Raw genomic sequence first — 23,150 nt, 5'->3', positions numbered from 1 at the left:
ATTGTTCCTCAGGTCTTCTGCGCGACTTTTTCATCGATTTGGCGCGAGAGTATGGCGGAGAACTCGTCCGCGAACCCCTCCATGCGCACGGCGATCTTGCTCGCGTCCGACGACAGCTTGTTGTAGGCGATGACGGCGGGGATGGCCGCGAGCAGGCCTATTGCCGTGGCCAGCAGCGCTTCGGCAATGCCGGGTGCGACCACCGACAGGCTGGTATTCTTGGATGCGGCGATCGCCTGGAATGAGGTCATGATACCGATCACGGTGCCGAACAGGCCGATGAAGGGCGCCGCCGAGCCGGTGGTGGCGAGAAAGCCAAGCCGTCCTTCCAGCTTTTCCATTTCGCGGGTCAGCGCCAGGTCCATCGCCTTGTCGATGCGGGTCTGCAGGCCAAGCGGCGATTTCGCGCCCTTCTCGAAGCTCTTCTTCCATTCGCGCATGGCGGCGACGAAGATGGCGCCCATGCCGGTCGTTTTGCGGTCGGCGAGCGTGCGGTAGAGCTCCTCCAGCGACTGCCCGGACCAGAACACCTGTTCGAAGCGATTGAGCGCGAGCCGCATGCGGCCATAGGCGACGAGCTTGTCGACGATGATCGCCCAGGTCCAGATCGAGGCGCAGAGCAGCCCGATCATGACCAGTTTGACCACCCAGCCGGCCTGCATGAACAGCGCCCAAATCGACAAATGCGCGCCCGGTTCGGCGAGTGCGATATTTTCCATGGTTACGTCCTTAAGATTTTCCGGGCACGGCTGGCGGCTGGCCCATGGGCATCCCTTTTGGTCGGTTCGCGCAACGCTTGCGGAATAACCCCAAAATGCACCGTTGACGGCCTTTTCGGGGCAAATGTTGGTGAAAGGAAGGCGCTGGATTCCTCCAATCTTCACCACTCTCTTCATGAACCGTTATGGTTAAGGATGGGTTAGGACGTACAGCGCGGCGCATTGCCGCGCCTTGAGCGAGCCGCCAGGCATCGTCCGCGGATCGCCGGCATAAGTAACCTACCGATTTGAACTACCGATTTATCTTGCGCATGAAGGTTGCGATCCATTCCTTCGGAAAACGTCTTGGCCGGCCGCTCTCGCCGATGATCGCCGCCTCGACCCGCGCCTCGACCAGTACCTCGCCGCCGCGTTTCAGCTGCTGCGCCATGAAGATGCGGGCGCCCGAAATGTCCTCCGTGCGCGTCTCGATGGTCAAGATGTCGTCCATACGGGCAGATCCGCGGAAGTCGATCTCCATGCGCCGCACCACCCAGATTATTTTTTCGCCATGCTTGCCCTCGGCGAGCTCGGTGTGATGGACGCCGGCAAGCCGGAGATAGTCGGAGCGGCCGCGCTCGAAGAATTCGAGATAGCGCGCGTGATACACCACGCCGGAGAAATCGGTGTCGGCATAGTAGACCCGCGCCATCAGCCGATGGCCGAATTCCGTCAGCGCGCCGGAAAGCCCGGCGCCGAGCGCCGCCGATTCACCATGATCGTCCATTGCGCTTTCCTTTTTGGGCCTGACTGGGCACCTAAAGCGCGACGCACTTTAGTGGTTGTTTGCTTGCGTGTCGCTGTCCCAAAAACCGCTACACACTCTTGGGCGACACGCACTGGCTTGGCGCAAGAACCGGATGGCAGTGTTGACGGCGATGATCAAGACCTTGATGGCGGCGCTACTCGTGCTTGCCGCGCTGGTGATGCCGGCCCAGACAGCGAGCTTTTCGATGAAGCGCGGCCTCAATCTCGACCAATGGACGACCTGGCCTGGCGAGGACAAATGGAGCGACCCGCAGGCAATCCTGCCCTATCCCGAGTGGCGCAAGTTCCTCAATGACGATGACCTCAAGGCGCTGAAGAGGGCTGGCTTCGATTTCCTGCGCATGCCGGTCGATCCGTCGCCATTTCTGTCCGGCGAGACGTTAGCGCTGCGCGACGGGCTCTATGCCAGCGTGCTGGACTCGGTGCGCATGGTCAATCGCGCCGGGCTGAAAGTGGTCGTCGACATGCATCTGATCCCCAGCGGCAGCAGCCGCAAGATCGGCATGGGCGAGGTGATGGAGGACCCGAAAACCTTCGAAGCCTATGTCGAAATGGTGCGCAGGATGGCCCGCACGCTGGCCGATGAGGATCCGCGCCAGGTCGCTTTCGAGCCGATGAACGAGCCGGTGATCGACTGCGACGCCGACGGCACTGGCCTCTGGCCGGAGCGCCAGCAGAGACTGTTCGCGGCGGCGCGTTCGTCGGCCACGAAGCTCACCCTGATCCTGACCGGCGCCTGCTATTCCAATGCGACATCGCTGGCAAAGATCGATCCGAAGGCGATCCCGGACGACAATATCATCTGGACCTTTCACTCTTACGACCCGTTCCTGCTGACCCATCAGGGCGCGACCTGGGCCGGCGATTTCATCCCCTATGTGACTGGCCTGCCCTATCCGCTCAGCGCCGTCCCGCGCGCCCAGCTGGAGGCAGCGCTCGATACGATCCGCGCAAGGATCAAGGCCGAGGCGCCATGGGCGCGGCAGAGCGGCCTGCTCGCCTATCTCGACGAGCAGGTTGCGAGCATCGACACGAATGAGAAACTACTCGGGATGATGGATGCGCCGTTCGCCAGGGTCGAGGCCTGGGCAAAGGCCAACGGCATCAAGCCGGAGAACATCACGCTCGGCGAATTCGGCATGATTCGCCAGGAATACGGCAATCCCTACGTGATGCCGGCCGAATACCGTGCTGCCTATGTCAGGGACATGATCGGGCGCGCCGAAGCCCATGGCTTCGCATGGTCGGTCTGGAGCTATGGCGGCGCCTTCGGCATCGTCGACGCGTTTGACGGCGAAAAGGCCGAGCCGGATGTGATGGACGTGGTCAAGTCACTTCATTGACGGATCAACCCAGTTCGATCGAAAGAATCTCTGGGCGCATCCCAAAACGCACCGGCAGGATGCTGAAACCGAGCCCTCCGGAGACGATCAGGTTCCGGTTCTCCTCCACGACATGGCCATAGGCAAAACGGTTGCCGAAGCGGGATGGCACGACTGGAGAATAGCCGAGCAACCGCACCTGTCCGCCATGGGTGTGACCGGAAAGCGTCAACGATACCCGTGACGGGACCTTCGGGAATATGTCCGGCTCATGCGCCAGCAGGATAACAGGAGCCTTGTCGCACACCTTTGCCAGCGTGCCATGCAGGTCGTCCAGTCCTTTGAATCTGCTGCGGCCCCAGGCCTTGCCCGGCCGCAGCGCAAGTTGGTCCGCAAGTCCGGCGACCCAGAAGCCATGCCCGTCTTTTTCCAGGCGCACCGCATCGTTTTCCAGGACCGGGATGCCGGCACTTTCGAGCGCCCTGCGCGCCACCGTCGGGCCGACCCCGGCTTTCTGCGCAGAAAGGTCCTCCCACCAGTCGTGATTGCCAAGGATTGACCACACGCCGAGCGGCGCCTTCAGTCCTGACAAGGCCGGCGCCCATTCGGAGGAACCCACCCAGTCCGAAACCAGGCGTGTGCCGGCTGCATAGTCGCCAAGCAGGACAATCAGATCCGGCTGCAGGCTGTTCGCCCGTTCCGAAAGCGACCTAATCCGCTCCGGCGTCATCCATGGCCGGCAAGCATGGATATCGGCGAGAGCGACGACGCGAAGCCGCAATCCCGCAGGCCAGTTTGGCGGCGTCAGTGAATAGCGCTTTACATGCGTCAAGAACATCGGCTCAAGGCCAACCGCATAAGCGCTGAGCGACACGGCCGATAAGAACGAGCCGCCGATGAGGCGCAGGAAGCCACGTCTGGTCATCATCGCTCAGCTCCGTCGTTCGTGGGACGGACGGTCCCACGGCGAAGCGTTAGAGCCCGCAAATGCGCCGGCAAGCTGACCAGGATTAGGAGATTTTGCGCAGGAATGAAGCCGCAACGCCGCGCGGACGCTACTCTTCCTGGAACAGGCTGATCTGCTGCTGCGCCAAGTCCTTCGGCGCATCGAGGCCGAGATGCCGCCAGGCATTGGCGGTCAGCACGCGGCCGCGCGGCGTGCGCTGGATGAATCCCTGCTGGATCAGATAGGGCTCGATGATGTCCTCGATGGCGTCGCGCGGCTCGGAAAGCCCTGCCGCGATCGTCTCGATGCCCACCGGCCCGCCGCCAAAATTCCGCGCGATCATCGAGAGGTAGCGGCGGTCGAGCGCGTCGAGGCCGAGCGCATCGACCTCCAGCCGCGTCAGCGCTTCGTCGGCGATCTGCCGGTCGACATGACCGTCGCCGGCGACGGAGGCAAAATCGCGCACGCGGCGCAACAGCCGTCCGGCGATGCGCGGCGTGCCACGCGCGCGTCGCGCGATCTCCAGCGCGCCGTCGTCGCCGAGCGGCATGCCAAGAATGCGGGCGCCGCGCCGCACGATCTGCTCCAGTTCCTCGACGGAGTAGAAATTGAGACGGACCGGGATGCCGAAGCGGTCGCGCAGCGGATTGGTCAGAAGACCGAGCCGGGTGGTGGCGGCGACGAGGGTGAAACGGGCTAGGTCGATCTTGACCGAGCGCGCCGCCGGCCCTTCGCCGATGATCAGGTCGAGCTGGAAATCCTCCATCGCCGGATAGAGAATTTCCTCGACCGCCGGGTTGAGCCGGTGGATCTCGTCGATGAACAGCACGTCGCGGTCTTCGAGATTGGTGAGCAGTGCTGCGAGATCGCCGGCCTTGGCGATGACCGGGCCGGAGGTCGAGCGGAAATTGACGCCGAGCTCGCGCGCCATGATCTGCGCCAGCGTTGTCTTGCCGAGGCCGGGCGGCCCGACGAACAGCACATGGTCGAGCGCCTCGCTGCGGCCCTTGGCGGCCTCGATGAACACTTTGAGATTGGCCCGCACCGCCGCCTGGCCGACAAAATCGCCGAGCGTCTGCGGCCGCAAGGTTTGCTCGGCATCCTCGCCGCGCTTATCGGGAGCGATGAGGCGTGGCGAAAGGCTCATGCCGCTTTCCTTGCACAGGGTAGGGAACGGGACAAGCACAGTCTCACCGCGCCAGTTCCTTCAGCCCGAAGCGGATCAGCTTCGATGCATCCGCATCCTCGCCGGCGCTTTTCAGCGCCGCCGCCACCGCATTGGCGGCGATGTCGCGCGAATAGCCGAGATTGACCAGCGCCGAGACGGCGTCGGTGATCGGCGCCGGTGCGACGCCTTCGCCGAGTTCCTGCTTCAGGCCGATGGTGCCGGAGGCAGTGCCCGCATAGGCTGGCGCCTTGTTCTTCAGTTCGGTGACGATGCGCTCGGCCACCTTCTTGCCGACGCCCGGTGCGCGGCTGACCATGGCAATATCGCGCAGCGCGATAGCATTGGCGAGATCGGCCGGCGCCAGCGTCGACAGAATAGCCAGCGCCACCTTGGCGCCGACGCCCTGTACATTGCTCATCAGCAGCCGGAACCATTCGCGCTCCAGAACCGACTGGAAACCGTACAGCCTCAACATGTCCTCACGGACATAGGTCTCGATGAACAACACCACCGCCTCACCAGGCGCCGGCAACGTCGCCAGCGTGCGCGCCGAGCAGTGGGCGACATAGCCGACGCCATGCACGTCGACGATGCAGAAGTCCTCATCGATCTCGTCCAGCGTGCCTTTTAGCTTGCCGATCATGCCAAGGCCCTCATGGTACAGGGGCTCTCATGGATACAAGGCCCTCATGGGTAGTTTTCCGGAGACATGATGTCGAGATCCGGAAAGTAGCTGCGGTAGCGCGCGGCATCGCGCGTCAGCAACCGATGTCCAGAAACGACGGCGTGGGCTCCAATAAAGAAATCCGGCAGCGTTCGTTCGCGGAGCCCGCCTGCGCGGCGATAGCGGGAATGCGTGACGCCGGCAAGGAAAGCCGCTTCCCAGGGCAAGAGTTCTCGATCCATCTTGAGCATTTCGACTGCCTTACGAAGCGCCGCCTCCGTCGCTATCAGCGGCGCCAGTTCGGACCAGACGATTGTATTGATGACGAGTGCGCCATCGCGCCGGCATTGGGTGATCGCCGACGCCGACCACTTCGTCTCCCGTCCGGCGGGACCCCAAACGTCGATCAGGACATTCGTGTCAAGCAATGTCGAGATCTTCACGTGGACCCCTCAGCCACTCCATATACTCGTCCGTCGTCATTCCTCCCAGATCCAACGTACCGGCCATTTGATCGAGCAGTAGGCTGAATTTGCGAGAGGCCTCTTCTTCGGAAATGTTTTCGTTGACCGCAACTACACGAACGCCGTCGTCTGTGGGCAAGAACTCCACCTCCGAGCCTGGGCCGATGCCGAGGCGATCCCGTATCTCTTTCGGGATCGTCACCTGTCCTTTGGTCGTTACTCGCATGGTAATACCTCACAGGTATTACTTACTGCCGGCACGAGAACAGGTCAAGAACAAACTTATCCAGCCAGCGCTGCCAACCTGTAGACAACACTCTGCCGATGATGCGCATGGCAGATGGCAATGGCCAGCGCGTCGGCGGCATCGTCGGTGTCGAACGTCGCCTTCGGCATCAGCACCTTGACCATCATGTGGATCTGTTTCTTGTCGCCATGGCCGACGCCGATCACCGCCTTCTTGACGGCGTTGGGCGCATATTCGGCAACGACCAGACCTGCCAGCGCCGGCACCAGCATAGCAATGCCGCGCGCCTGGCCAAGCTTGAGTGTCGCGGCCGCATCCTTGTTGACGAAAGTCTGCTCGACCGCCGCCTCGTGCGGCATGGCAGTATGCAGGATCTCGGCAAGCCCGTCATGCAACTGGCAAAGCCGCGTCGCCAGCGCCGCCTTGTCGTCGGAACGCACGGTGCCGGAGGCGACGAAGCGCAGCGAATTGCCGAGGCTTTCGACGATGCCCCAGCCGGTGCGCCTCAGCCCCGGATCGATACCGATGATGCGAATCGTTTCCCCCATTCGCCGAGTCTACCCTTGATGGACAGCGATGCCAGCGAAATGTGAACAAACCAGAAACAGGGTTCCCACAGCGTCCCATAGGCTGTTTGAGATTTCGCTCTGACGAGGCAGATGGCGTGGTTTTCGAGAACCGAAGCGGAGCGGACATTTGGGTCCGTGCAATCGGAGTCGATTTTCGGAATGGATCATGCGCAAAAATCAAAGTGCTACAGCATCCTTTGCGCGTCCAAGAGGACGCGCGGCGCTGCAGGTAAGCGCAGAAAACGCCGTCAGATGGCCGCCGGAGTAGAGTTTCCAAACAGTCTCTCAGCCGCGGGCGAAAGCCGTGTTTAGCAGCGTGATCTGATCGGAAACCGGATTGACGGGGTGGCCGGATGGCGAGACCTCGGCCACGGCGCTGCCGTAGATTTCCTCGTCCATGCGCCGCACCAGCGCCTGCAGGCGCAGCGAGCGGTCGACGAGATCAAGAAAATCCTTGGGCAGTTCGACCCAGCCTGCGGCATCGTTGTTGGCGGAAGCGGTGTCGAGACGCACCTTGGATTTTTCGGAAGCAACCTGATCGCGGGTCATCTCGCCGGAATTCGCCGCGCGCTGCAAAAGCAGCCAGGAGGCAACCTGCATCAGCCTCGTGGTCAGCCGCATCGATTCGGCCGCATAGAGCGTCGCCGCCAGCCTGGACAGTTTCTTCGCCTCGGCCCGGCCCTTGCCGTCCAGATATTCGGCCGCCTGCTCGACCAGGCCCATGCCTTCCTGGTAGAGCGGCTTGAAGGATTGGGAGAAAACCCGGCGCTCCGCCAGCTTGATGGTTTTCGCGCTTCCCTTCGAAGGATCGTTCATCGATACGCCCTGCACTTGCCTTACAGCCGGCCGAATCGGCGTCATCGCCGTCACGCCCTGCACCCTATATGACCGAGGCTTGAAAATGCGCTTCGCCGCCGGTGAAGGCAAGCACATGTTTAACAAACGGTTAACGACGGCGCAGGCACCGGCAATCCGGATCGCGGGCAAAAAAAGAGCCGCGGATAAGGCGGCTCTCAGGAGTTTAACAGGGAGGCGTCAAACAAAGTGGCTCCAACCACTCGGTAAGAATCCAGATCACTGGATGCACATAGTAAACGCCTGTAAAGCTTAATGAAGCCTTAACGGCGCGGATATTTTTTGATCAAAGCGCCCCCGCCTGTGCCGTAACAGCACAATACTCAGGCCTTTTGCGCCTCAGGAAGCCGCTCGGCTTTCCACACCACCGGCAGCGCGATGTAGGCGAACAGCAGCAATCCCGCGTAAAAACCCATCGAGGACGTTGCCACCAGCGGCTCGATCGCCGGGTTGCCGGCAAGCATGATGTAAAGGCCGATCAACAGGCCGATGCCACTGATTGCCGTCAACCAGAAATGGACCGTGGCGAGCGTCTTTTGCCCGATTGCCGGAAACAAATGGTAGAAGAAGGCAAACACCGCCGACATCAGCCATCCGGCCACCATGATGTGGGCGTGGGTCGGCATCTGCGTGTGATCTTTGCTGATCGCCATCTGAAGGCCGAGCGCCATCCCGAACAGTGCGTAGACGACGGCCAGTGTGAAGAAATTTCGTGCTATCTTTTGCATAGTATCCCCCGATTTGCCTTTTCCCGTCATGGGAATGGGTTGAATTCAGGCGGGCGACCCGCCACCGGGTCACCGGCATCGGCGCATTAGCATCGGCAATGTTTCTGGACGATGCCGCATCGCGCCCGACCCTTCCCCGGCGCTGCCAGAATAGCAGAAACGGCGCGACGCGCTTGCGCAATCGTTGAACGATGCCGTTACGGCGTGTCTCATAGGAGGTCGAAACAAAGCGGCCGCCCACGCGACATCGTTCCGAAACAGGCGCCGCGCTAAACGCCCGCTCCTCGCAGCGAGATGGAGCAAGTATGCGCCGCTCGCAATCGTCAACATCCAAGGATGGGGAACCATGGATTGGTACTCTATCGTCAAATTTCTGCACGTCGTCTCGGCGACCCTCTGGGTCGGCGGCGGCTTCACGCTGATGGTGCTCGCGATGCGCGCCGATCGCGCTGGAAACATCGAAGGCATGCTGCAGGCCATGCGCGCCACTGGCGAGCTGGGCAACAGGTTCTTCGCGCCGATGTCGATGCTGACGCTCGCCTTCGGGCTGATAATGTGCTGGTTGTGGGTCGGCTTCTCCGCCCTGTGGATCCTGATCGGCCTTGCCGGCTACGCGACGACTTTCTGCATCGGCATGTTCATCTTCAAGCCGACCGCCGACCGCATGGCGGGGATGATCGCCAAGGAAGGCGTGACGCCGGCGGCCCTCGCTCAGGGCCAGCGCATCCTCAACGCTGCACGCGTCGACTATTCGGTGATGCTGGTGATCATCGCCGACATGGTGCTGAAGCCGACGCTGAACGACATCACCATCCTGGGCTGCATGGCGCTGGTCCTGACCACCGGAATTGCTCTCGCCCTCGGCGGAACGCGCCGGTTGGTGCCGAGCGCCGCCTGAAATCCACCGTGACGCTGCTGGCGGCTCGGCTGCCGGCAGCTTCCATGGCTGGCAATCTAGAGAAGGCCGGAAATCCCGTCCCACAGAAGCTTGACCGCAACGACCGCCACGGTTGCGTAGGTGAAGGGGTAGAACAGTTCCGGCCGCATCCGCCGGACCAGCCAGGCGCCGGCGATGGTCGAAAGCGGCGCCAGCGGTACCAGAACCGCCGACGCGGTCAGGTTGGTTGTGTCGAACTGTCCCAGCGCAAAATAGGGGATGAGCTTCAATGCGTTGGTGGCGGCAAAGAAGATTGCAGCGGTGCCCGACAGCACTTTCGGATCGAGACGGATCGGCAGCGCATAGACCTGAAAGGGCGGGCCGCCGACATGGGCGACGAAGCTGGTGAAACCGGCGACCGTCCCCCAGAAGGCAGCAGCCGCGCGGTTGGGCTCGGCCGAGTGGCCCGCACCGTGCCGCATCTGTAGATAGACCCAGCGAAGCACAAAGATCATGGCCACCGCGCCGACGATCAGCCGCACCATTTCCGCTGTCACCATCGCCGCGGTCAGCCAGCCGAGGCCGATGCCGATCACCGCCCCCGGCATCATGTCCGTAAGCATCTTGCGGTCATAGACACCCCACCATGTCCACACCGAGACGATGTCCATCAGGCATAGTATAGGGAGCAGGATGGCGGCGGCCTGCACCGGCGGCATGGCCAGCGCCATCAGCGGCACGCCGACGAAGCCGACCGCACCGCCAAAGCCGCCCTTGGACAGACCAACCAGGATGACGGCTGGAATGGCGGCGGCATAGAACCAGGGATCGAGCAGAAGACCTGACATCGGCGGGGACAGTTGGAGGGAAATCGTGTAGACGCTGGAATAGCCGATAAAGTTTCGCGCCGCGACGGCAAATTTGCACACAATGCGATGCGTCGTGAGTGCTGAGGCCTGTTACGGTTTTGAGATGGCGGTCGCGGCAAGCGGCGGTGGGCGCCTCCGGATCGGCTGCGCCTTGATGATGGCTGTGCTCGTTTCGGCTTTGTCGGCGACACGGTCGAGAAGCTTGTCGAGATCGCCGATCGAGCGCACGAACAGCCGGGCAACAAAGCAGTCGTCGCCCGTCACCTTGTCGCATTCGCCAAACTCCGGGATCTCCTCGATCAGCTTCTGGACGATATGCAGCTTGCCCGGCAAGGGCCGGATGCGAACAATCGCCTGCAGCGAGTAGCCGAGCGCTTGCGGGTCGATCTCGACGGTGAAAGCCCTGATAACGCCACGATCCTCCAGCCGACGCAGCCGTTCCGCCACGCTCGGCGACGACAGTCCAACCTGCTGGGCCAGTTCCTTCAACGAGGTTCGCGAATCTTTGATCAGGATTTCGAGAAGGCGTCGGTCCAGATCGTCCAGCATTTGACATTCCCAACGAAAAGGCCGCCGTCACCTTATTTAATTAGGCACGGCCGGCATATCACCTATCGCAAGACATAGGAAGCGCTTGTGCCGCATGGGATTATCAACCCATCAGCATTCGAGAGGTAATCGTCATGGACAGCACGGTGCGCGGCACAATCGAAATGACGGCCGCAATGGCCATCCTCGGCACGATCGGATGGTTCGTCGTCATGTCGGGCGAGCCCATCATGGACGTCGTCTTCTGGCGCTGCGCCTTCGGCGCGATAACGCTGCTGATCATCTGCGCTGCCCTGGGATTGCTGCGCGGCAGGGTGTCGCTGCGCATCGCGGCGATTGCGGCCCTTGGGGGCGCGGCCATCGTCATCAACTGGTTGCTGCTGTTCAGTTCGTTTTCCCACGCCTCGATCTCGATCGCCACGGCAGTCTACAACACCCAGCCCTTCATGCTGGTCGGCTTTGGCGCGCTCTTCTTCTTAGAGCGGCTGACCATGACGAAGCTGGCCTGGCTCGGCATCGCCTTCGCCGGCATGCTGCTGATCGTGCACGCCTCGCCTGATGTGGGGCCCGATGCAGGTCCTAATACAGGCACAGGCAATCTCGGTACGGATTATTTTACCGGCATCGCAATGGCGCTGGGTGCGGCTTTCTTCTGGGCTGTGGCCGCCATCGTCACCAAGAAGCTCAAAGGCACGCCACCGCACCTGATCGCCCTGATCCAGGTCTGCGTCGGAGTCGTCATGCTGGCACCCTTCGCCAACCTTTCCCACCTTCCCGCCGATGCGTGGAGCTGGAGCATGCTGACGACGCTTGGCGTCGTCCATACCGGTCTGATGTACATCCTGATGTACGGCGCCATTCAGAAACTGCCGACTCATCTGCAGGGGTCGCTGTCCTTTATCTACCCTGTGGTCGCGATCCTGGTCGATGTCGTCGCCTTCGGCCACCGGCTGCATCCGGCCCAGATCGTCGGCGCCGCCGCCATCCTGGTCGCTGCCGCCGGCATGAATCTTGGCTGGACACTGTGGAAATCGGAGATCCCAGCCGAGAGCACCCAGGCGATCAAGTGAGCGAAGAACGTCGCCGGACGACAATCATGCGCCAATGATCCTGCCCCGCCCGCCTGTTCAAGGCCGGCACTTTGCTCTATGCCGCAATGCAACCATCTTCGCCCGGCATAGGCGAAAACCGGGATCGAAAACCAATGAACGACGCAACGCCTCCAAATCGCTGCCGCATCGTGCTGATCGCGCCGCCCGGCGTGCCGGCTGAGCGCATCGGCGCGGCGTTCGAGGGCGGCGACGTCGCCTCGCTGATCCTGCCCGAGAACGGCATGGACGAGGCCTCCTTCCAGGCCTTCGCCGAACAGATCGTGCCGGCGGCGCAAGCGGCAGGCGTTGCCGTCGTCATTGCCGGCGACACCCGCATCGCCGGCCGCGTCCAGGCAGATGGCATCCATGTCGAGGTCGGCAAGGCCGAACTCGCCGAGACGATCGACCGTTTTCAGGCAAAAATGATGGTCGGCACCGGCGGCGCCAAGACACGCGACGATGCGCTGGAACTCGGCGAGCTCAGGCCCGACTACATCTTCTTCGGCCGCTTCGGCTACGACAACAAGCCGGAGCCGCACCCGCGCAACCTGTCGCTGGGCCAATGGTGGGCGGATGTGATCCAGATCCCTTGCATCGTCATGGCCGGGTCCGACCTCGCCTCGGTCGAAGCGGTAGCTACCACCGGCGCCGAATTCGTGGCGCTGTCCAGCGCCGTCTTTGCCGACGGCGTCGACCCGAAGATGGCAGTCGCCAGCGCCAATGCGCTGCTCGACGAAACCGCGCCGCGTTTCGAGGACTGACGTGCCGGCGTGGACAATCCTTTTCGGTGCTTTGCTTGCGGCGCTCACGGTGCAGGCCGCCGTGGCGGAAACCGCCCCGTTGCCGCAACTCAAGCCCGACATCGGTGCAAGCACGGACAAGCCGATCGCCACGCCGCTGCCGCAGCCTGCCACCACCGCCCCGCTGCCGTCGGCCGACGCCATCAATCCCGACCGCTTCGGCGCAAAGCCGTCGGATTCTGCCTATGGCGCCTTCCAGCGCGGCCTTTACAAGACGGCCTACAACCTCGCTTTGGTTCGCGCCCAGAACGGCGACCCGGCGGCGCAGACATTGATCGCGGAGATATTGTCGCGCGGTCTTGGCGTGCCGGTCAACGCTGCGGAGGCGGCAAAGTGGTACGCGCTTGCCGCCGAGCAGGGCATACCAGAATCGCAGTTCCAGTATGCGCTGATGCTGCTCGACGGCCGCTACGTCAAAAAGGACGAGAAAGGGGCCTACGCGCTGATGCAGGCCGCCGCCGAGGCCGGCAACCGTCTGGCGCAGTTCAATTTCGCGCAGCTGCTGGTCCAGCAGGACCCCGGCGATGCCGGCATCGCAAAGGCGGTGTCCTATTATCAGCGCGCCGCCGCGACCGGCCTTGCCGACGCGCAATATGCGATGGCGCAGGTCTATGCCAATGGCGTCGGCGGCAAGCCGCGCGACGAGGTCCAGGCGCGAGGGCTGCTGGCGCAGGCAGCACGGCAGAACTACGATACGGCGCAGATCGATCTCGCCGCCTGGATGATCGAGGGACGTGGTGGTGCCCGCGACCTGAAGTCCGGCTTCGGCTGGATGAAACAGGCCGCCGAGGGCGGGAATGTCGCCGCCCAGAACCGCCTCGCCAAGCTTTACATGGGCGGCATCGGCACCGATCCGGATCCGATCCTTGCCGGCGCCTGGTACGTTGTCGCCCGTCGCGCCGGGCTCATCGATCCGCAGATGGACGATTTTCTGCGGGGCCTGACCGACGACCAGACGAAGCAGGCGCTGCAGATGGCCAACCGCCTGCCGTAGAGCGTCGCGGACGGTGAATTATCTGGCAGCGAATGCTGACGAGGGGATGGCTCCGCCCCTACTCCCCCTCCTGCCCACTCCCTTGTCCACTCCCTTGCCTCTCCTGGCGATTTGTGGTCTTGGAGGCGCCAAATCGCTTTCATCGCGAATATCTCATTCCGGATCACATCATCATGGCCAAGATCAATGGCAACGAAATCCGTCCCGGCAACGTCATCGAACATGATGGCGGCCTATGGGTGGCGGTCAGGACCAACACTGTCAAGCCCGGCAAGGGCGGCGCCTATAACCAAGTCGAGCTGAAGAACCTGATCAACGGCACCAAGCTTAATGAGCGTTTCCGCTCCGCCGAAACCGTCGAACAGATCCGGCTGGAGATGAAGGATTTCTCCTACCTCTACGAGCAGGGCGAAGCGCTGGTGTTCATGGACACCGAAAGCTACGAGCAGCTTGAACTGCAAAAGGATTTCGTCGGCGATCGTGCCGCCTTCCTGCAGGACGGCATGATGGTGACGGTCCAGCTCTATGATGAAAGGCCGATCGGCATTTCACTGCCCGACCAGGTGACGCTGACCATCACCGAGGCCGATCCGGTGGTGAAGGGTCAGACGGCCGCCTCATCCTATAAGCCGGCGATGCTGGAGAACGGCATCCGCGTGCTGGTGCCGCCGTTCATCGGGTCGGGCGAACGTATCATCGTCGACACCAACGAAATCACTTACGTGCGCCGCGCCGACTAAAGCGCCGGCAGCAGGAAGAAGCGCAGCAGGAAAAAGTACAATGGCGCGTTCCGCGATCCTCAATGTAATGGTCCAGGCCGCTATGAAGGCCGGCCGCTCGCTGTCGCGCGATTTCGGCGAAGTCCAGAACCTGCAGGTCTCGATGAAGGGGCCGGGCGACTATGTCAGCCAGGCCGACCGCAAGGCCGAAGACATCCTTTTCACCGAGCTGTCGAAGGCGCGGCCGGGCTACGCCTTCCTGATGGAGGAGCGCGGCCTGATCGAAGGCGACGACGGCCAGCACCGCTGGATCGTCGACCCGCTCGACGGCACCACCAATTTCCTGCACGGCATTCCGCTCTTCGCCATCTCGATCGCGCTAGAGCGTCAGGGCCAGATCGTCGCCGGCGTCGTCTACAATCCGGCGATGGACGAACTCTACACTGCCGAGCGCGGCGGCGGCGCCTTTATGAACGACCGCCGGTTGCGGGTCGCCGGCCGCACCAAGCTGATCGACGCGGTGATCGGCTGCGGCGTGCCGCATCTCGGGCGCGGCCAGCATGGCAATTTCCTGGTCGAGCTGCGCAACGTGATGGCCGAAGTCTCGGGCGTGCGCCGCCTCGGCTCTGCCTCGCTCGATCTCGCCTACGTCGCTGCCGGCCGCATGGACGGGTTCTGGGAAACCGGCCTGTCGGCCTGGGACGTCGCCGCCGGCATCCTGCTGATCCGCGAGGCGGGCGGCTTCATCTCCGACTTCGCCGGCGGGCAGAACATGCTGGATGGCGGCTCGATCGTCGCCGGCAACGAGGTCATCCAGCGCGCGCTGTTGAAAACCGTCAGGAAGCCGGTGACGCCGCGCTAAGCTCTAGCTAGCGGACTTGGCGCGCTGAACCGCCGCAGTCGCAAAATCGCAACCAAAGCTTGAAATACTGTCCGGGATCCGCCCAGATAAGGGGATGCAGGATCATTCATGACGCATATCGGCACCGAATCCCGGATCGAAATCCCCTTCATGGGACGCTGGCATTATTCGCGCGCCGAAATGATCGCCGACGGCATCGTCCATGCGGTGGGCATCGTGCTCGCCATTGCCGCCGGCTCGGCGCTGCTGGCGCTGGCCTCCTTGCATGCCGGTCCGGGCGAATATATCGCCGCCGCTTTCTACGTGGTTTCGCTGCTCACCGTGCTGTCGGTGTCGCTGGCCTATAACCTGTGGCCGGTGTCGTCGCCGGCCAAGTGGATATTGCGGCGCTTCGATCATGCCGCGATCTATCTGCTGATCGCCGCGACCTACACGCCTTTCCTCGCCCAGCTCGACGGCTCGCCGCTTGCCATCTCGTTGATCGTCCTGGTCTGGCTCGCGGCAGCGATCGGCATCGCCATCAAAGTGCTTCTTCCCGGCCGCTTCGACCGGCTGGCGATCGTCTTCTATCTCGCCATCGGCTGGAGCGGCATCGTTCTTGTCGAGCCGCTGGTCCAGACATTGCCGACGACATCGATCGCGCTGATTGTTGCCGGCGGCATCGTCTATTCCTGCGGCGTCATCTTCTTCACCTGGAAGGGCCTGCGCTTCCACAATGCGCTGTGGCACGGCTTTGTCGTCACCGGCGCCGGCCTGCATCTTGCCGCCATGGTCGACTGCCTGGTCATCAACCGACTCTGACGCCAATGGTCCGGCCGGCAATATTGCCAAGCGCCATTCAATTTGGTCACAATTGCGTTTAGAGTCGCCGTCAAACGTGAATTGACGGCATCGGAAACGGGGCACGGATGGCTTTTCTCAAATCCTTCGGCGTGGGCAGACGCTCCGACGTCCTGATGTACGACCCGCACAAATTGTCGAGCCCGCAGGTTTTTCTGCTGACCATGGTCATCTTCCTGATGATCGTCGCCTTCATCGCCGCCATCCTGACCCGTCAGATTTCGAACGCCTTTGCCACCAATCCCGGTCTCAACGGCCTGATCATCGGCGTGCTTGCGGTCGGCATCCTGCTGGCCTTCGTGCAGGTCGGCCGGCTGTTTCGCGAAGTGCGCTGGGTCAACTCATTTCGGGCCGGCTCAGAAACCACCGAACCGGTGCTGCTGGCGCCAATGAAGGCGATGATCGGCCGCTCGTCGACGATCGCCTTCTCGACCAGCTCGATGCGCACCATGCTCGATTCGATCGCCACCCGCCTCGACGAAAGCCGCGACACCTCGCGCTATCTTGTCGGGCTGCTGGTGTTCCTTGGCCTGCTCGGCACCTTCTGGGGCCTGCTCAACACGATCGGCTCGATCCGCGAAACTATTGACTCGCTCGATCCCGGCTCCGGCGATGCCGCCGCCGTGCTCGAATCGCTGAAGCAGGGGCTTTCCGCGCCGCTCGCCGGCATGGGCACCGCCTTCTCGTCGTCGCTGTTTGGCCTGTCCGGTTCCCTGGTGCTCGGCTTCCTCGACCTGCAGGCTGGCCGCGCCCAGACACGCTTCTACACCGAGCTCGAAAACTGGCTGTCCTCGGTCACCGACCTGTCGTCCGACATCGTCGTCGCCGAACCGCCAAAGGCCGAGTCCTCCGACGAGATCCGCGTCCTGTCGGAAAGACTGCGCAGCATGCAGGAAAGCGGCGGCGGCGCCAATCCGCGTGTCGCCACCGCCATGGCCAACCTTGCCGACGGCATTTCGGGCTTGGTCAAGAACATGCGCTCGGAGCAGCAGATCATGCGCGACTGGGTCGAGGCCCAGTCGGACGAGCAGAAGGCTATGCGCAATACGCTGGAGAAGATCGCCGACGCCCTGAAGAAGACCGGAGTCCATTAGCATGGCTCTCGCCAGGAGCCGGCGTACCGATCGCCGTATCGATTACTGGCCAGGCTTCGTCGACGCGCTGTCGACGTTGCTGCTGGCGATCATGTTCCTGCTCACCGTCTTCGTGCTGGCGCAGTTCCTGCTCGGCCGCGAAATCTCCGGCAAGGACACGGTACTCAACCGCCTCAACTTGCAGATAAACGAACTGACCCAGCTTCTGGCGCTGGAGCGCTCGACGACGCAGGACAAGGAAGATTCGCTCGCCAATTTGCAGGCGTCGCTGTCGGCGTCGGAGGCGGAAAAGAGCCGACTCGAGCAATTGCTGGCGCAAGGCGCCGGTGCCGGCGACGCGGCCAACCAGCGCGCCACGGCGCTTTCTGGTGAACTCGACAACCAACGCCAGATCAGCCAGCAGGCGCTGAGCCAGGTCGAAATCCTCAACCAGCAGATCGCGGCGCTGCGCAGGCAGATCGGAGCGCTCGAAGAAGCGCTCAACGTATCCGAAACGCGCGACCGCGAGTCCAACACCAAGATCGCCGATCTCGGCCGCCGCCTGAACGTCGCGCTGGCGCAACGGGTGCAGGAACTGAACCGCTATCGGTCCGACTTCTTCGGGCGCTTGCGCGAGATCCTCGCCGATCGCGAGAACATCCGCATCGTCGGCGACCGCTTCGTCTTCCAGTCGGAAGTGCTTTTCCCGACAGGCTCCGAAGTGATCAACGATGCCGGCAAGGACGAGATGAAGAAGCTCGCCGACGCCATTATCGACCTGCAGAAGGAGATCCCGCCGGAGATCAACTGGGTGCTGCGCGTCGACGGCCACACCGATGACAAGCCACTATCGGGAACCGGCCGCTACCGCGACAATTGGGAATTGTCGACGGCGCGCTCGACCTCGGTGGTGAAGTTCCTGATCGAAAACGGCGTGCCGGCCAACCGGCTGGTTGCGGCCGGCTTCGGTGAATTCCAGCCGCTCGACCCCGCCGACACCGAAGATGCACGCAACAAGAACCGCCGCATCGAGCTGAAACTGACCGAGCGCTGATCGCCCCGGCTCCAGCGGCGGCCGCATTTAGGGCGACAATGCGGGCTAGCAAGGCCTGAAAAGATTACCTTTTGATTACACTTTGCCGAGGATCGCTCCTAGCTATGTCACCGGGCCGAGAACCGCCGGCGGTGGAAGCGTCCATCGCGCCCGACGGAACCGACGGCCCACGGCTGGAAGGTGGCCCCCAATCGCCGCCTCCCCTGTAAAAGGAGACGCAACATGCGCTCTTTCACTCCCAAGATCCTCAGGGCTGCAACGCTCGTCGCACTTCTCGTCACCGTTCCGTTTGCTGGCGCCTACGCCGGCCCGCGTGAGGCAGCCTTGATCAACCAGAAAGAGAGCGTGGATACCGGTATCCGCGCCGCCATGCAGGCGAACAGGATCAAGCCGGACGAAGCGCGTGCCTTGAGCACGCAGGTCTCTCAACTTGATCGGGCCGCCCAGAGGGCCGCTCGAGATGGAACGATGCCGGCCACGCAATATCATCAATTGCTGGCTGAACTCGATCATGTCAGCCAAAGGCTGCGGGCTGCCACCGGCAGCGCCTTCCTCATCGGCAGCGGCGGCGATGGCGGATATTATCCGAACGGCTACGGCCCAAAATATCCAAACGGCTGAAACCCTCCAATACAGCGCCGCAGTTCGATCTTGCGCATAATCCTTTGATTCTTGCGCAGATCCGTTCCGCACCGAAGGCCCGCAGCAGATCCGTGCTCCGAAAATTGATTCCGATTTTTCGGGGTCATGCGCCCAGCCAAAGTACGATCAGCGCCAGCACTGCCGGTAGAGTCTGGAGGTAGAGGATTTTCCTATCGACCGTCGCCGCGCCGTAGAGGCCGGCGATGGCGACGCAGAGCAGGAAAAACACCTTGATCTGGAAACCGGCCTCGCCGAGGTAAAGCCCCCAGATCAGCCCGGCTGCGAGAAAGCCGTTGTAAAGCCCCTGGTTGGCCGCAAGCACTTTCGATGCGCTGGCGAATTCTGGCGTCAGCTTGAACGCCTTGTGGCCGCGTGGCGTATTCCACAGCACCATCTCCAGATAGACGATATAGAGGTGGATCAGCGCCACCAACCCGACCAGCACGTTGGCGATCATGCTTCATCTCCCGTCGCGGCACGGCGCCGCCTTGCGATATTGATCACGCACGCCACCGGTCCCGCAAGACGCATTGCGGCGTTCAGCTAGCAACCAATGTGCCCTTCGCTGACGGCCTTCAGGGTTGCCAATGCCCGCGCATTGGTATCTTTTCCCGCCGTTCAAATTCAGCGGAACCCATCATGTCCTTTCAAAAACTCGACGACCTCGGTCACAAGCTCGAAGCGCTGGAGCATGCGCTCGCCATTCTCGGCGCCGACGAGGCGACCCATATGGCCGTGGGCGGCGGCGAAAAGCGCGCCGAGGCGATGTCGGCGCTGGCCGGCATGCATCACGCCAGAGCGACCGCGCCGGAGATCGCCGACTGGATCGCAGCCGCCGAACAGGAAAAGCTGAACGAAGAACAGCAGGCAGCGGTCAAGGAGTTCCGGCGGCAATACACCAACCTGACCTGTCTGCCGGTCGAATTCGTCGAGCGTCAAACGACCGCGCGCATGCGCTCCGAGCAGTTGTGGCGCGACTTGCGTGCAAAGAACGACTGGGCAGGTTTTTTGCCGGCGCTCGAAGGCGTCGTGGCGCTGGTGCGCGAGGAAGCAGCACTTCGCGCCGACGTGCTCGGCCTCGATCCCTATGACGCGCTGATGGAGCAATACGATCCCGGCAACCGCGCCGCCGACATCACGCCGGTCTTCGCTGAGTTGAAGACCTTCCTAAGGGATTTCGTGCCGGAGGCACTGGCCGTGCAGGAAGAGCGGCTGGCGAAACATCCGCTGAAGCCGCTTTCGGGCAGCTATGCGACCGAAAAGCAGCGCGAGCTTGGCCTCGCCATGATGGCGGCGGTCGGCTTCGACCTCACCCACGGCTCGCTGTCGGTATCGCATCATCCGTTCTGTGGCGGCGTGCCGAGCGACGTGCGCATCACCACCCGCTACAAGACCTCCGACTTCCTGTCGGCACTGATGGGAGTGCTGCACGAGACCGGCCATGCGCTTTACGAACAGAACCTGCCGAAGGCATGGGCGCACTGGCCGCTTGGCAAAGCGCGCGGCATGGCCGTGCATGAAAGCCAGAGCCTGTTCGTCGAAAAGCAGATCGGCCGCAACCCGGAATTCTGGCGCTGGGCGCTGCCGGTGGTCGAACGGCACCTGGGCGAGACCTGGTCGATCGACGACATCCTGCCGCATGTTCATAGGGTCGAGGGCGGGCTGATCCGCGTCGACGCCGACGAGGTCACATATCCGCTGCACGTCATCCTGCGCTACGAGCTGGAGCAGGAGCTTGTCTCGGGGCGGCTGGAGGCCGCCGAGCTGCCCGAGGCTTGGGACGCCAAGATGCGCGACTATCTCGGCCTGTCGACCATCGACAACCCGGCCGACGGGCCGATGCAGGACGTGCACTGGCCGGGTGCCGCCTTCGGCTACTTCCCGTCCTATACGCTGGGCGCCATGATGGCGGCGCAGCAATGGGCGGCGCTGACCAGAGACCATCCTTCGGCCGACGAAGACCTCGCCACGGGAAATTTCGCGGCGATCAACGACTGGCGCCGTGAAAAGATTTGGTCGCAAGGTTCGCGCTGGTCGACGCCCGACCTGCTCGAACGCGCCACCAGCGAGAAACTCAACGCCGCGCATTTCACCGATCACCTGAAAAAGCGCTACGGCACATAGGACGGCACCCCCTCCCATCCATCCCACCTGACCGATCATTGGGGTTCTCGAAGATGATTCACCATTCTCGGTCCTAGCCGAGCCACCCTGCCTTGCAGGACGCAATTTACTTTTCTATCACTAGTGGCATTCGACTGTATCTGGGGACGTGCAGGGCATGGGGCGGGCAAGGCACTTTCAGGCGGCGACAACAGTGGCCGCAAAACTTACTATATTGGCAAGACTCACCGTATTGATTGTCATTTGCACGGTTGTACCGGCCATGGCCGGTACAACCGTGCACAAGGGCAGCGTTGGCGACTGGATCGAGCCAGTCGCGCTTCCCAAGGCCGATCCGCAATTCGACAGCCAGATCAAGAACGGCATATCCAACCTGCTGTCGGATTATCAGATCCGGAAGCGCCCCGGCGGATTGGAGGTGTTCGACCGCTATGCCTACAAGATCGTCGACCGCACCGGGCTGGAACGCGGCGCCAGCATAAGTTTTGAATTCGATCCTGCGACGTCCGAGGTCACGGTGAACTGGATCGACATCATTCGCGACGGCGTGGTGATCCAGCATCTTTCCGATGCTGAGTTCGACGTGTTTCGGCGCGAGAGGGATGCGGAGAAGGGCCTCTTCGATGGTTGGCTGACCGCTTACCTGAACATCAACGATGTCCGGGTCGGAGACATCGTCGATTATAGCAAGACCACGGTCAGAACTCCGATCATCGGCACGGATCTCCTTTTCCATTCCTTTGCCGTGGCCTGGGACGAACCAATCGCTTTGATCCGCAAAAGAGTGACGTGGCCAACGGTGCAGCCCCTGAATGTCCGACAGGTCAGGACGGACATACGCCCGGATGTCCAGTCTACCGGAGAAACGACGACCTATCTTTGGCAAAGCGCCAACCCGACGCCGGTGAAATCGCAGGAATATCTGCCGCCGGACTTTCTCACATACCCATCCATCGAAATCTCTTCGACGTCTAAATGGCAAGATATCGTCGACACGGTTCTTCTGTATTATCGGCTCGACCAGGAGCTGCCGGCAGATTTCGAATCGAAGCTCGATGCCATTGCCGCGAAATACGATGCGCCCGAAGACAGGATGATCGAGGCAATGCGGTTGGTCCAGGACACCATCCGCTATGTCAGCCTGTCCATGGGCCGTGGTTCCTATATCCCGCGCAGCCCAACGACAGTGGTGGCAAGCGGCTTCGGCGATTGCAAGGACAAGGCGCTGCTTCTCGCCTCCAGCCTGCGGCGACTGGGAATCCAGGCGGACGTGGCTCTCACGGATCTTGATGAAGGGCTTGCTCTCGCCACGATACTTCCGACGATAAGGGCGTTTGACCACATCATCGTAAAGGTCGTCATTGACAGCCAGACGTACTGGATCGACGCGACCAACTATCTGCAGGGAGGAAGGGCAGACAATCTTGTACCGCCCGACTACGGCTTTGCGCTGCCCATCGTCGCCGACAACGCGGCGATGGAAAAGATAGACCGAAACGAACTCTACCAGCCGACCACCTTTGTGAATGAGGTATTCGACTTCCCCAAACGCAAAGGCGAGCCGCTCAAACTGACCGTCACCACGACCTATTGGGGCGCAGATGCCGATAGCATGCGCTATAAGCTTGTCTCGCAATCGGCGGCAAGGATCGCGGACGACTATCTCAAATATTACAATCGCCAGTATCCCGGAATGAAAAGCCTGGGGCCGCTGGTGACGAACGACAGCCGCGACAAGAATCTGGTTTCGGTAACCGAATCCTACGATCTGTCGGCAGGCGATCTCGATGCCGATAACCTCTCCAAGGACTTTGCTCTGAAATCGGATGTCGGCATTAGATATTTGCCGGAGCCCGACCTCCTCGAAAGGACCGCGCCAATCTGGCTAGGCAGCCCGATCTTTCGACGACACCGGTGCACCGTCAGAAATTTGAAGGCCCACTTCGTAGGCCCTGAGGACAATGACGACGTGATTACGCCCTACGTTGCATTCAAGGCTCGTTGGACGAGCACCTCCACCGAATTTCAGGTCGACTGGTTTCTCAAGACTCTCAACGACCGGATTCCCGCCAAGAGTATCGGCCCTTATTTGAAATCCCTCAAGAAGATCAACGACAACTCGGCTTGGAACTACAATTTCGCCTATTCGGACGCCGAAGCGAACTGA

The 23,150-nt window shown here is 62.0% G+C and carries 26 protein-coding genes; 13 read left to right on the top strand and 13 right to left on the bottom strand.

All coding sequences use genetic code 11. The features are described from left to right. Positions 1–8 precede the first annotated feature (8 nt). Both tolQ and ybgC read right to left on the bottom strand, forming a co-directional pair. Complete coding sequence (gene tolQ / locus A9K68_RS05955) at positions 9–719, bottom strand: protein TolQ (RefSeq protein WP_029348869.1); 711 nt, start codon at positions 717–719, stop codon at positions 9–11. Positions 720–1,011: 292 nt separating this feature from the next. Then, positions 1,012–1,485, bottom strand: a complete 474-nt coding sequence (gene ybgC, locus A9K68_RS05950; RefSeq protein WP_065011258.1) for a tol-pal system-associated acyl-CoA thioesterase — start codon at positions 1,483–1,485, stop codon at positions 1,012–1,014. A gap of 133 nt (positions 1,486–1,618) precedes the next feature. On the opposite strand from ybgC, the gene A9K68_RS05945 reads away from it, so the two are divergent. Further along, positions 1,619–2,869 (top strand): cellulase family glycosylhydrolase, encoded by a 1,251-nt coding sequence (locus A9K68_RS05945; RefSeq protein ID WP_065011257.1) that lies wholly within the window; start codon positions 1,619–1,621, stop codon positions 2,867–2,869. Between the two features lie 4 nt (positions 2,870–2,873). On the opposite strand, the gene A9K68_RS05940 is transcribed toward A9K68_RS05945, so the two are convergent. The 8 genes from A9K68_RS05940 to A9K68_RS05905 form a co-directional block, all read right to left on the bottom strand. Further along, positions 2,874–3,776 carry a metallophosphoesterase gene (locus A9K68_RS05940; RefSeq protein ID WP_065011256.1) on the bottom strand — a complete coding sequence of 301 codons (903 nt, stop codon included), beginning with the start codon at positions 3,774–3,776 and terminating at the stop codon, positions 2,874–2,876. 127 nt (positions 3,777–3,903) lie between these two features. Then, entirely contained in the window at positions 3,904–4,941 is a 1,038-nt protein-coding gene (gene ruvB / locus A9K68_RS05935; protein ID WP_029348874.1) for a Holliday junction branch migration DNA helicase RuvB, read from the bottom strand. 43 nt (positions 4,942–4,984) lie between these two features. Then, positions 4,985–5,605 carry a Holliday junction branch migration protein RuvA gene (ruvA, locus tag A9K68_RS05930; RefSeq protein ID WP_065011255.1) on the bottom strand — a complete coding sequence of 207 codons (621 nt, stop codon included), beginning with the start codon at positions 5,603–5,605 and terminating at the stop codon, positions 4,985–4,987. A gap of 44 nt (positions 5,606–5,649) precedes the next feature. Continuing rightward, complete coding sequence (locus A9K68_RS05925; protein ID WP_065011254.1) at positions 5,650–6,069, bottom strand: type II toxin-antitoxin system VapC family toxin; 420 nt, start codon at positions 6,067–6,069, stop codon at positions 5,650–5,652. Then, positions 6,047–6,316 carry an AbrB/MazE/SpoVT family DNA-binding domain-containing protein gene (locus tag A9K68_RS05920; RefSeq protein WP_065011253.1) on the bottom strand — a complete coding sequence of 90 codons (270 nt, stop codon included), beginning with the start codon at positions 6,314–6,316 and terminating at the stop codon, positions 6,047–6,049. The genes A9K68_RS05925 and A9K68_RS05920 overlap by 23 nt, the downstream gene beginning before the upstream one ends. Positions 6,317–6,372: 56 nt before the next feature. Beyond that, on the bottom strand, positions 6,373–6,885 hold the full coding sequence (gene ruvC, locus A9K68_RS05915) for a crossover junction endodeoxyribonuclease RuvC (protein ID WP_065011252.1): 513 nt from the start codon (positions 6,883–6,885) through the stop codon (positions 6,373–6,375). Between the two features lie 306 nt (positions 6,886–7,191). Continuing rightward, complete coding sequence (locus A9K68_RS05910) at positions 7,192–7,722, bottom strand: DUF1465 family protein (protein ID WP_065011343.1); 531 nt, start codon at positions 7,720–7,722, stop codon at positions 7,192–7,194. A gap of 362 nt (positions 7,723–8,084) precedes the next feature. Beyond that, positions 8,085–8,489 (bottom strand): hypothetical protein, encoded by a 405-nt coding sequence (locus A9K68_RS05905; protein ID WP_065011251.1) that lies wholly within the window; start codon positions 8,487–8,489, stop codon positions 8,085–8,087. Positions 8,490–8,835: 346 nt separating this feature from the next. Between A9K68_RS05905 and A9K68_RS05900 the strand changes: the two genes are divergently transcribed. Continuing rightward, positions 8,836–9,387 carry a DUF2269 family protein gene (locus A9K68_RS05900; protein ID WP_065011250.1) on the top strand — a complete coding sequence of 184 codons (552 nt, stop codon included), beginning with the start codon at positions 8,836–8,838 and terminating at the stop codon, positions 9,385–9,387. 56 nt (positions 9,388–9,443) lie between these two features. Here the strand turns inward: A9K68_RS05900 and A9K68_RS05895 are convergent, their stop codons facing one another. Together A9K68_RS05895 and A9K68_RS05890 are read right to left on the bottom strand one after the other, a co-directional pair. After that, positions 9,444–10,214, bottom strand: coding sequence for a sulfite exporter TauE/SafE family protein (locus A9K68_RS05895; protein ID WP_065011249.1), 771 nt, complete (start codon positions 10,212–10,214; stop codon positions 9,444–9,446). Between the two features lie 111 nt (positions 10,215–10,325). After that, on the bottom strand, positions 10,326–10,784 hold the full coding sequence (locus tag A9K68_RS05890; RefSeq protein WP_065011248.1) for an Lrp/AsnC family transcriptional regulator: 459 nt from the start codon (positions 10,782–10,784) through the stop codon (positions 10,326–10,328). Positions 10,785–10,918: 134 nt separating this feature from the next. On the opposite strand from A9K68_RS05890, the gene A9K68_RS05885 reads away from it, so the two are divergent. The 9 genes from A9K68_RS05885 (at position 10,919) to A9K68_RS05845 (ending at position 18,838) form a co-directional block, all read left to right on the top strand. Continuing rightward, positions 10,919–11,854, top strand: a complete 936-nt coding sequence (locus A9K68_RS05885) for a DMT family transporter (protein WP_065011247.1) — start codon at positions 10,919–10,921, stop codon at positions 11,852–11,854. A gap of 134 nt (positions 11,855–11,988) precedes the next feature. After that, entirely contained in the window at positions 11,989–12,636 is a 648-nt protein-coding gene (locus A9K68_RS05880) for a thiamine phosphate synthase (RefSeq protein ID WP_029348894.1), read from the top strand. Position 12,637: 1 nt separating this feature from the next. Beyond that, entirely contained in the window at positions 12,638–13,669 is a 1,032-nt protein-coding gene (locus tag A9K68_RS05875) for a tetratricopeptide repeat protein (RefSeq protein WP_065011246.1), read from the top strand. A gap of 173 nt (positions 13,670–13,842) precedes the next feature. Then, positions 13,843–14,409 (top strand): elongation factor P, encoded by a 567-nt coding sequence (gene efp, locus A9K68_RS05870; RefSeq protein WP_065011342.1) that lies wholly within the window; start codon positions 13,843–13,845, stop codon positions 14,407–14,409. Between the two features lie 40 nt (positions 14,410–14,449). Next, entirely contained in the window at positions 14,450–15,250 is an 801-nt protein-coding gene (locus A9K68_RS05865) for an inositol monophosphatase family protein (protein WP_065011245.1), read from the top strand. 108 nt (positions 15,251–15,358) lie between these two features. Then, positions 15,359–16,051, top strand: a complete 693-nt coding sequence (locus A9K68_RS05860; protein WP_065011244.1) for a hemolysin III family protein — start codon at positions 15,359–15,361, stop codon at positions 16,049–16,051. 107 nt (positions 16,052–16,158) lie between these two features. Continuing rightward, the gene (locus tag A9K68_RS05855; RefSeq protein WP_065011243.1) at positions 16,159–17,184 is read left to right on the top strand and encodes a MotA/TolQ/ExbB proton channel family protein; all 1,026 of its coding nucleotides are present in this window, start codon (positions 16,159–16,161) and stop codon (positions 17,182–17,184) included. Between the two features lies 1 nt (position 17,185). Further along, entirely contained in the window at positions 17,186–18,217 is a 1,032-nt protein-coding gene (locus tag A9K68_RS05850) for a peptidoglycan -binding protein (protein ID WP_029348904.1), read from the top strand. 324 nt (positions 18,218–18,541) lie between these two features. Next, the gene (locus tag A9K68_RS05845; protein ID WP_348640704.1) at positions 18,542–18,838 is read left to right on the top strand and encodes a hypothetical protein; all 297 of its coding nucleotides are present in this window, start codon (positions 18,542–18,544) and stop codon (positions 18,836–18,838) included. Between the two features lie 124 nt (positions 18,839–18,962). On the opposite strand, the gene A9K68_RS05840 is transcribed toward A9K68_RS05845, so the two are convergent. Next, positions 18,963–19,316 carry a DUF1304 domain-containing protein gene (locus A9K68_RS05840; RefSeq protein WP_065011241.1) on the bottom strand — a complete coding sequence of 118 codons (354 nt, stop codon included), beginning with the start codon at positions 19,314–19,316 and terminating at the stop codon, positions 18,963–18,965. A gap of 182 nt (positions 19,317–19,498) precedes the next feature. Between A9K68_RS05840 and A9K68_RS05835 the strand changes: the two genes are divergently transcribed. Both A9K68_RS05835 and A9K68_RS05830 read left to right on the top strand, forming a co-directional pair. Continuing rightward, a complete protein-coding gene (locus tag A9K68_RS05835) occupies positions 19,499–20,983 on the top strand; it encodes a carboxypeptidase M32 (RefSeq protein WP_163602989.1) in 1,485 nt (494 codons plus the stop codon). 262 nt (positions 20,984–21,245) lie between these two features. Continuing rightward, complete coding sequence (locus tag A9K68_RS05830) at positions 21,246–23,150, top strand: DUF3857 domain-containing protein (RefSeq protein WP_246811301.1); 1,905 nt, start codon at positions 21,246–21,248, stop codon at positions 23,148–23,150.

Source organism: Mesorhizobium sp. AA22 (genome assembly GCF_001672375.2).
GTDB classification, from domain to species: Bacteria; Pseudomonadota; Alphaproteobacteria; order Rhizobiales; family Rhizobiaceae; genus Mesorhizobium; species Mesorhizobium wenxiniae.
Note: the sequence above shows the minus strand (reverse complement) of the source record. Positions and strands in the feature narration are given on the sequence as shown.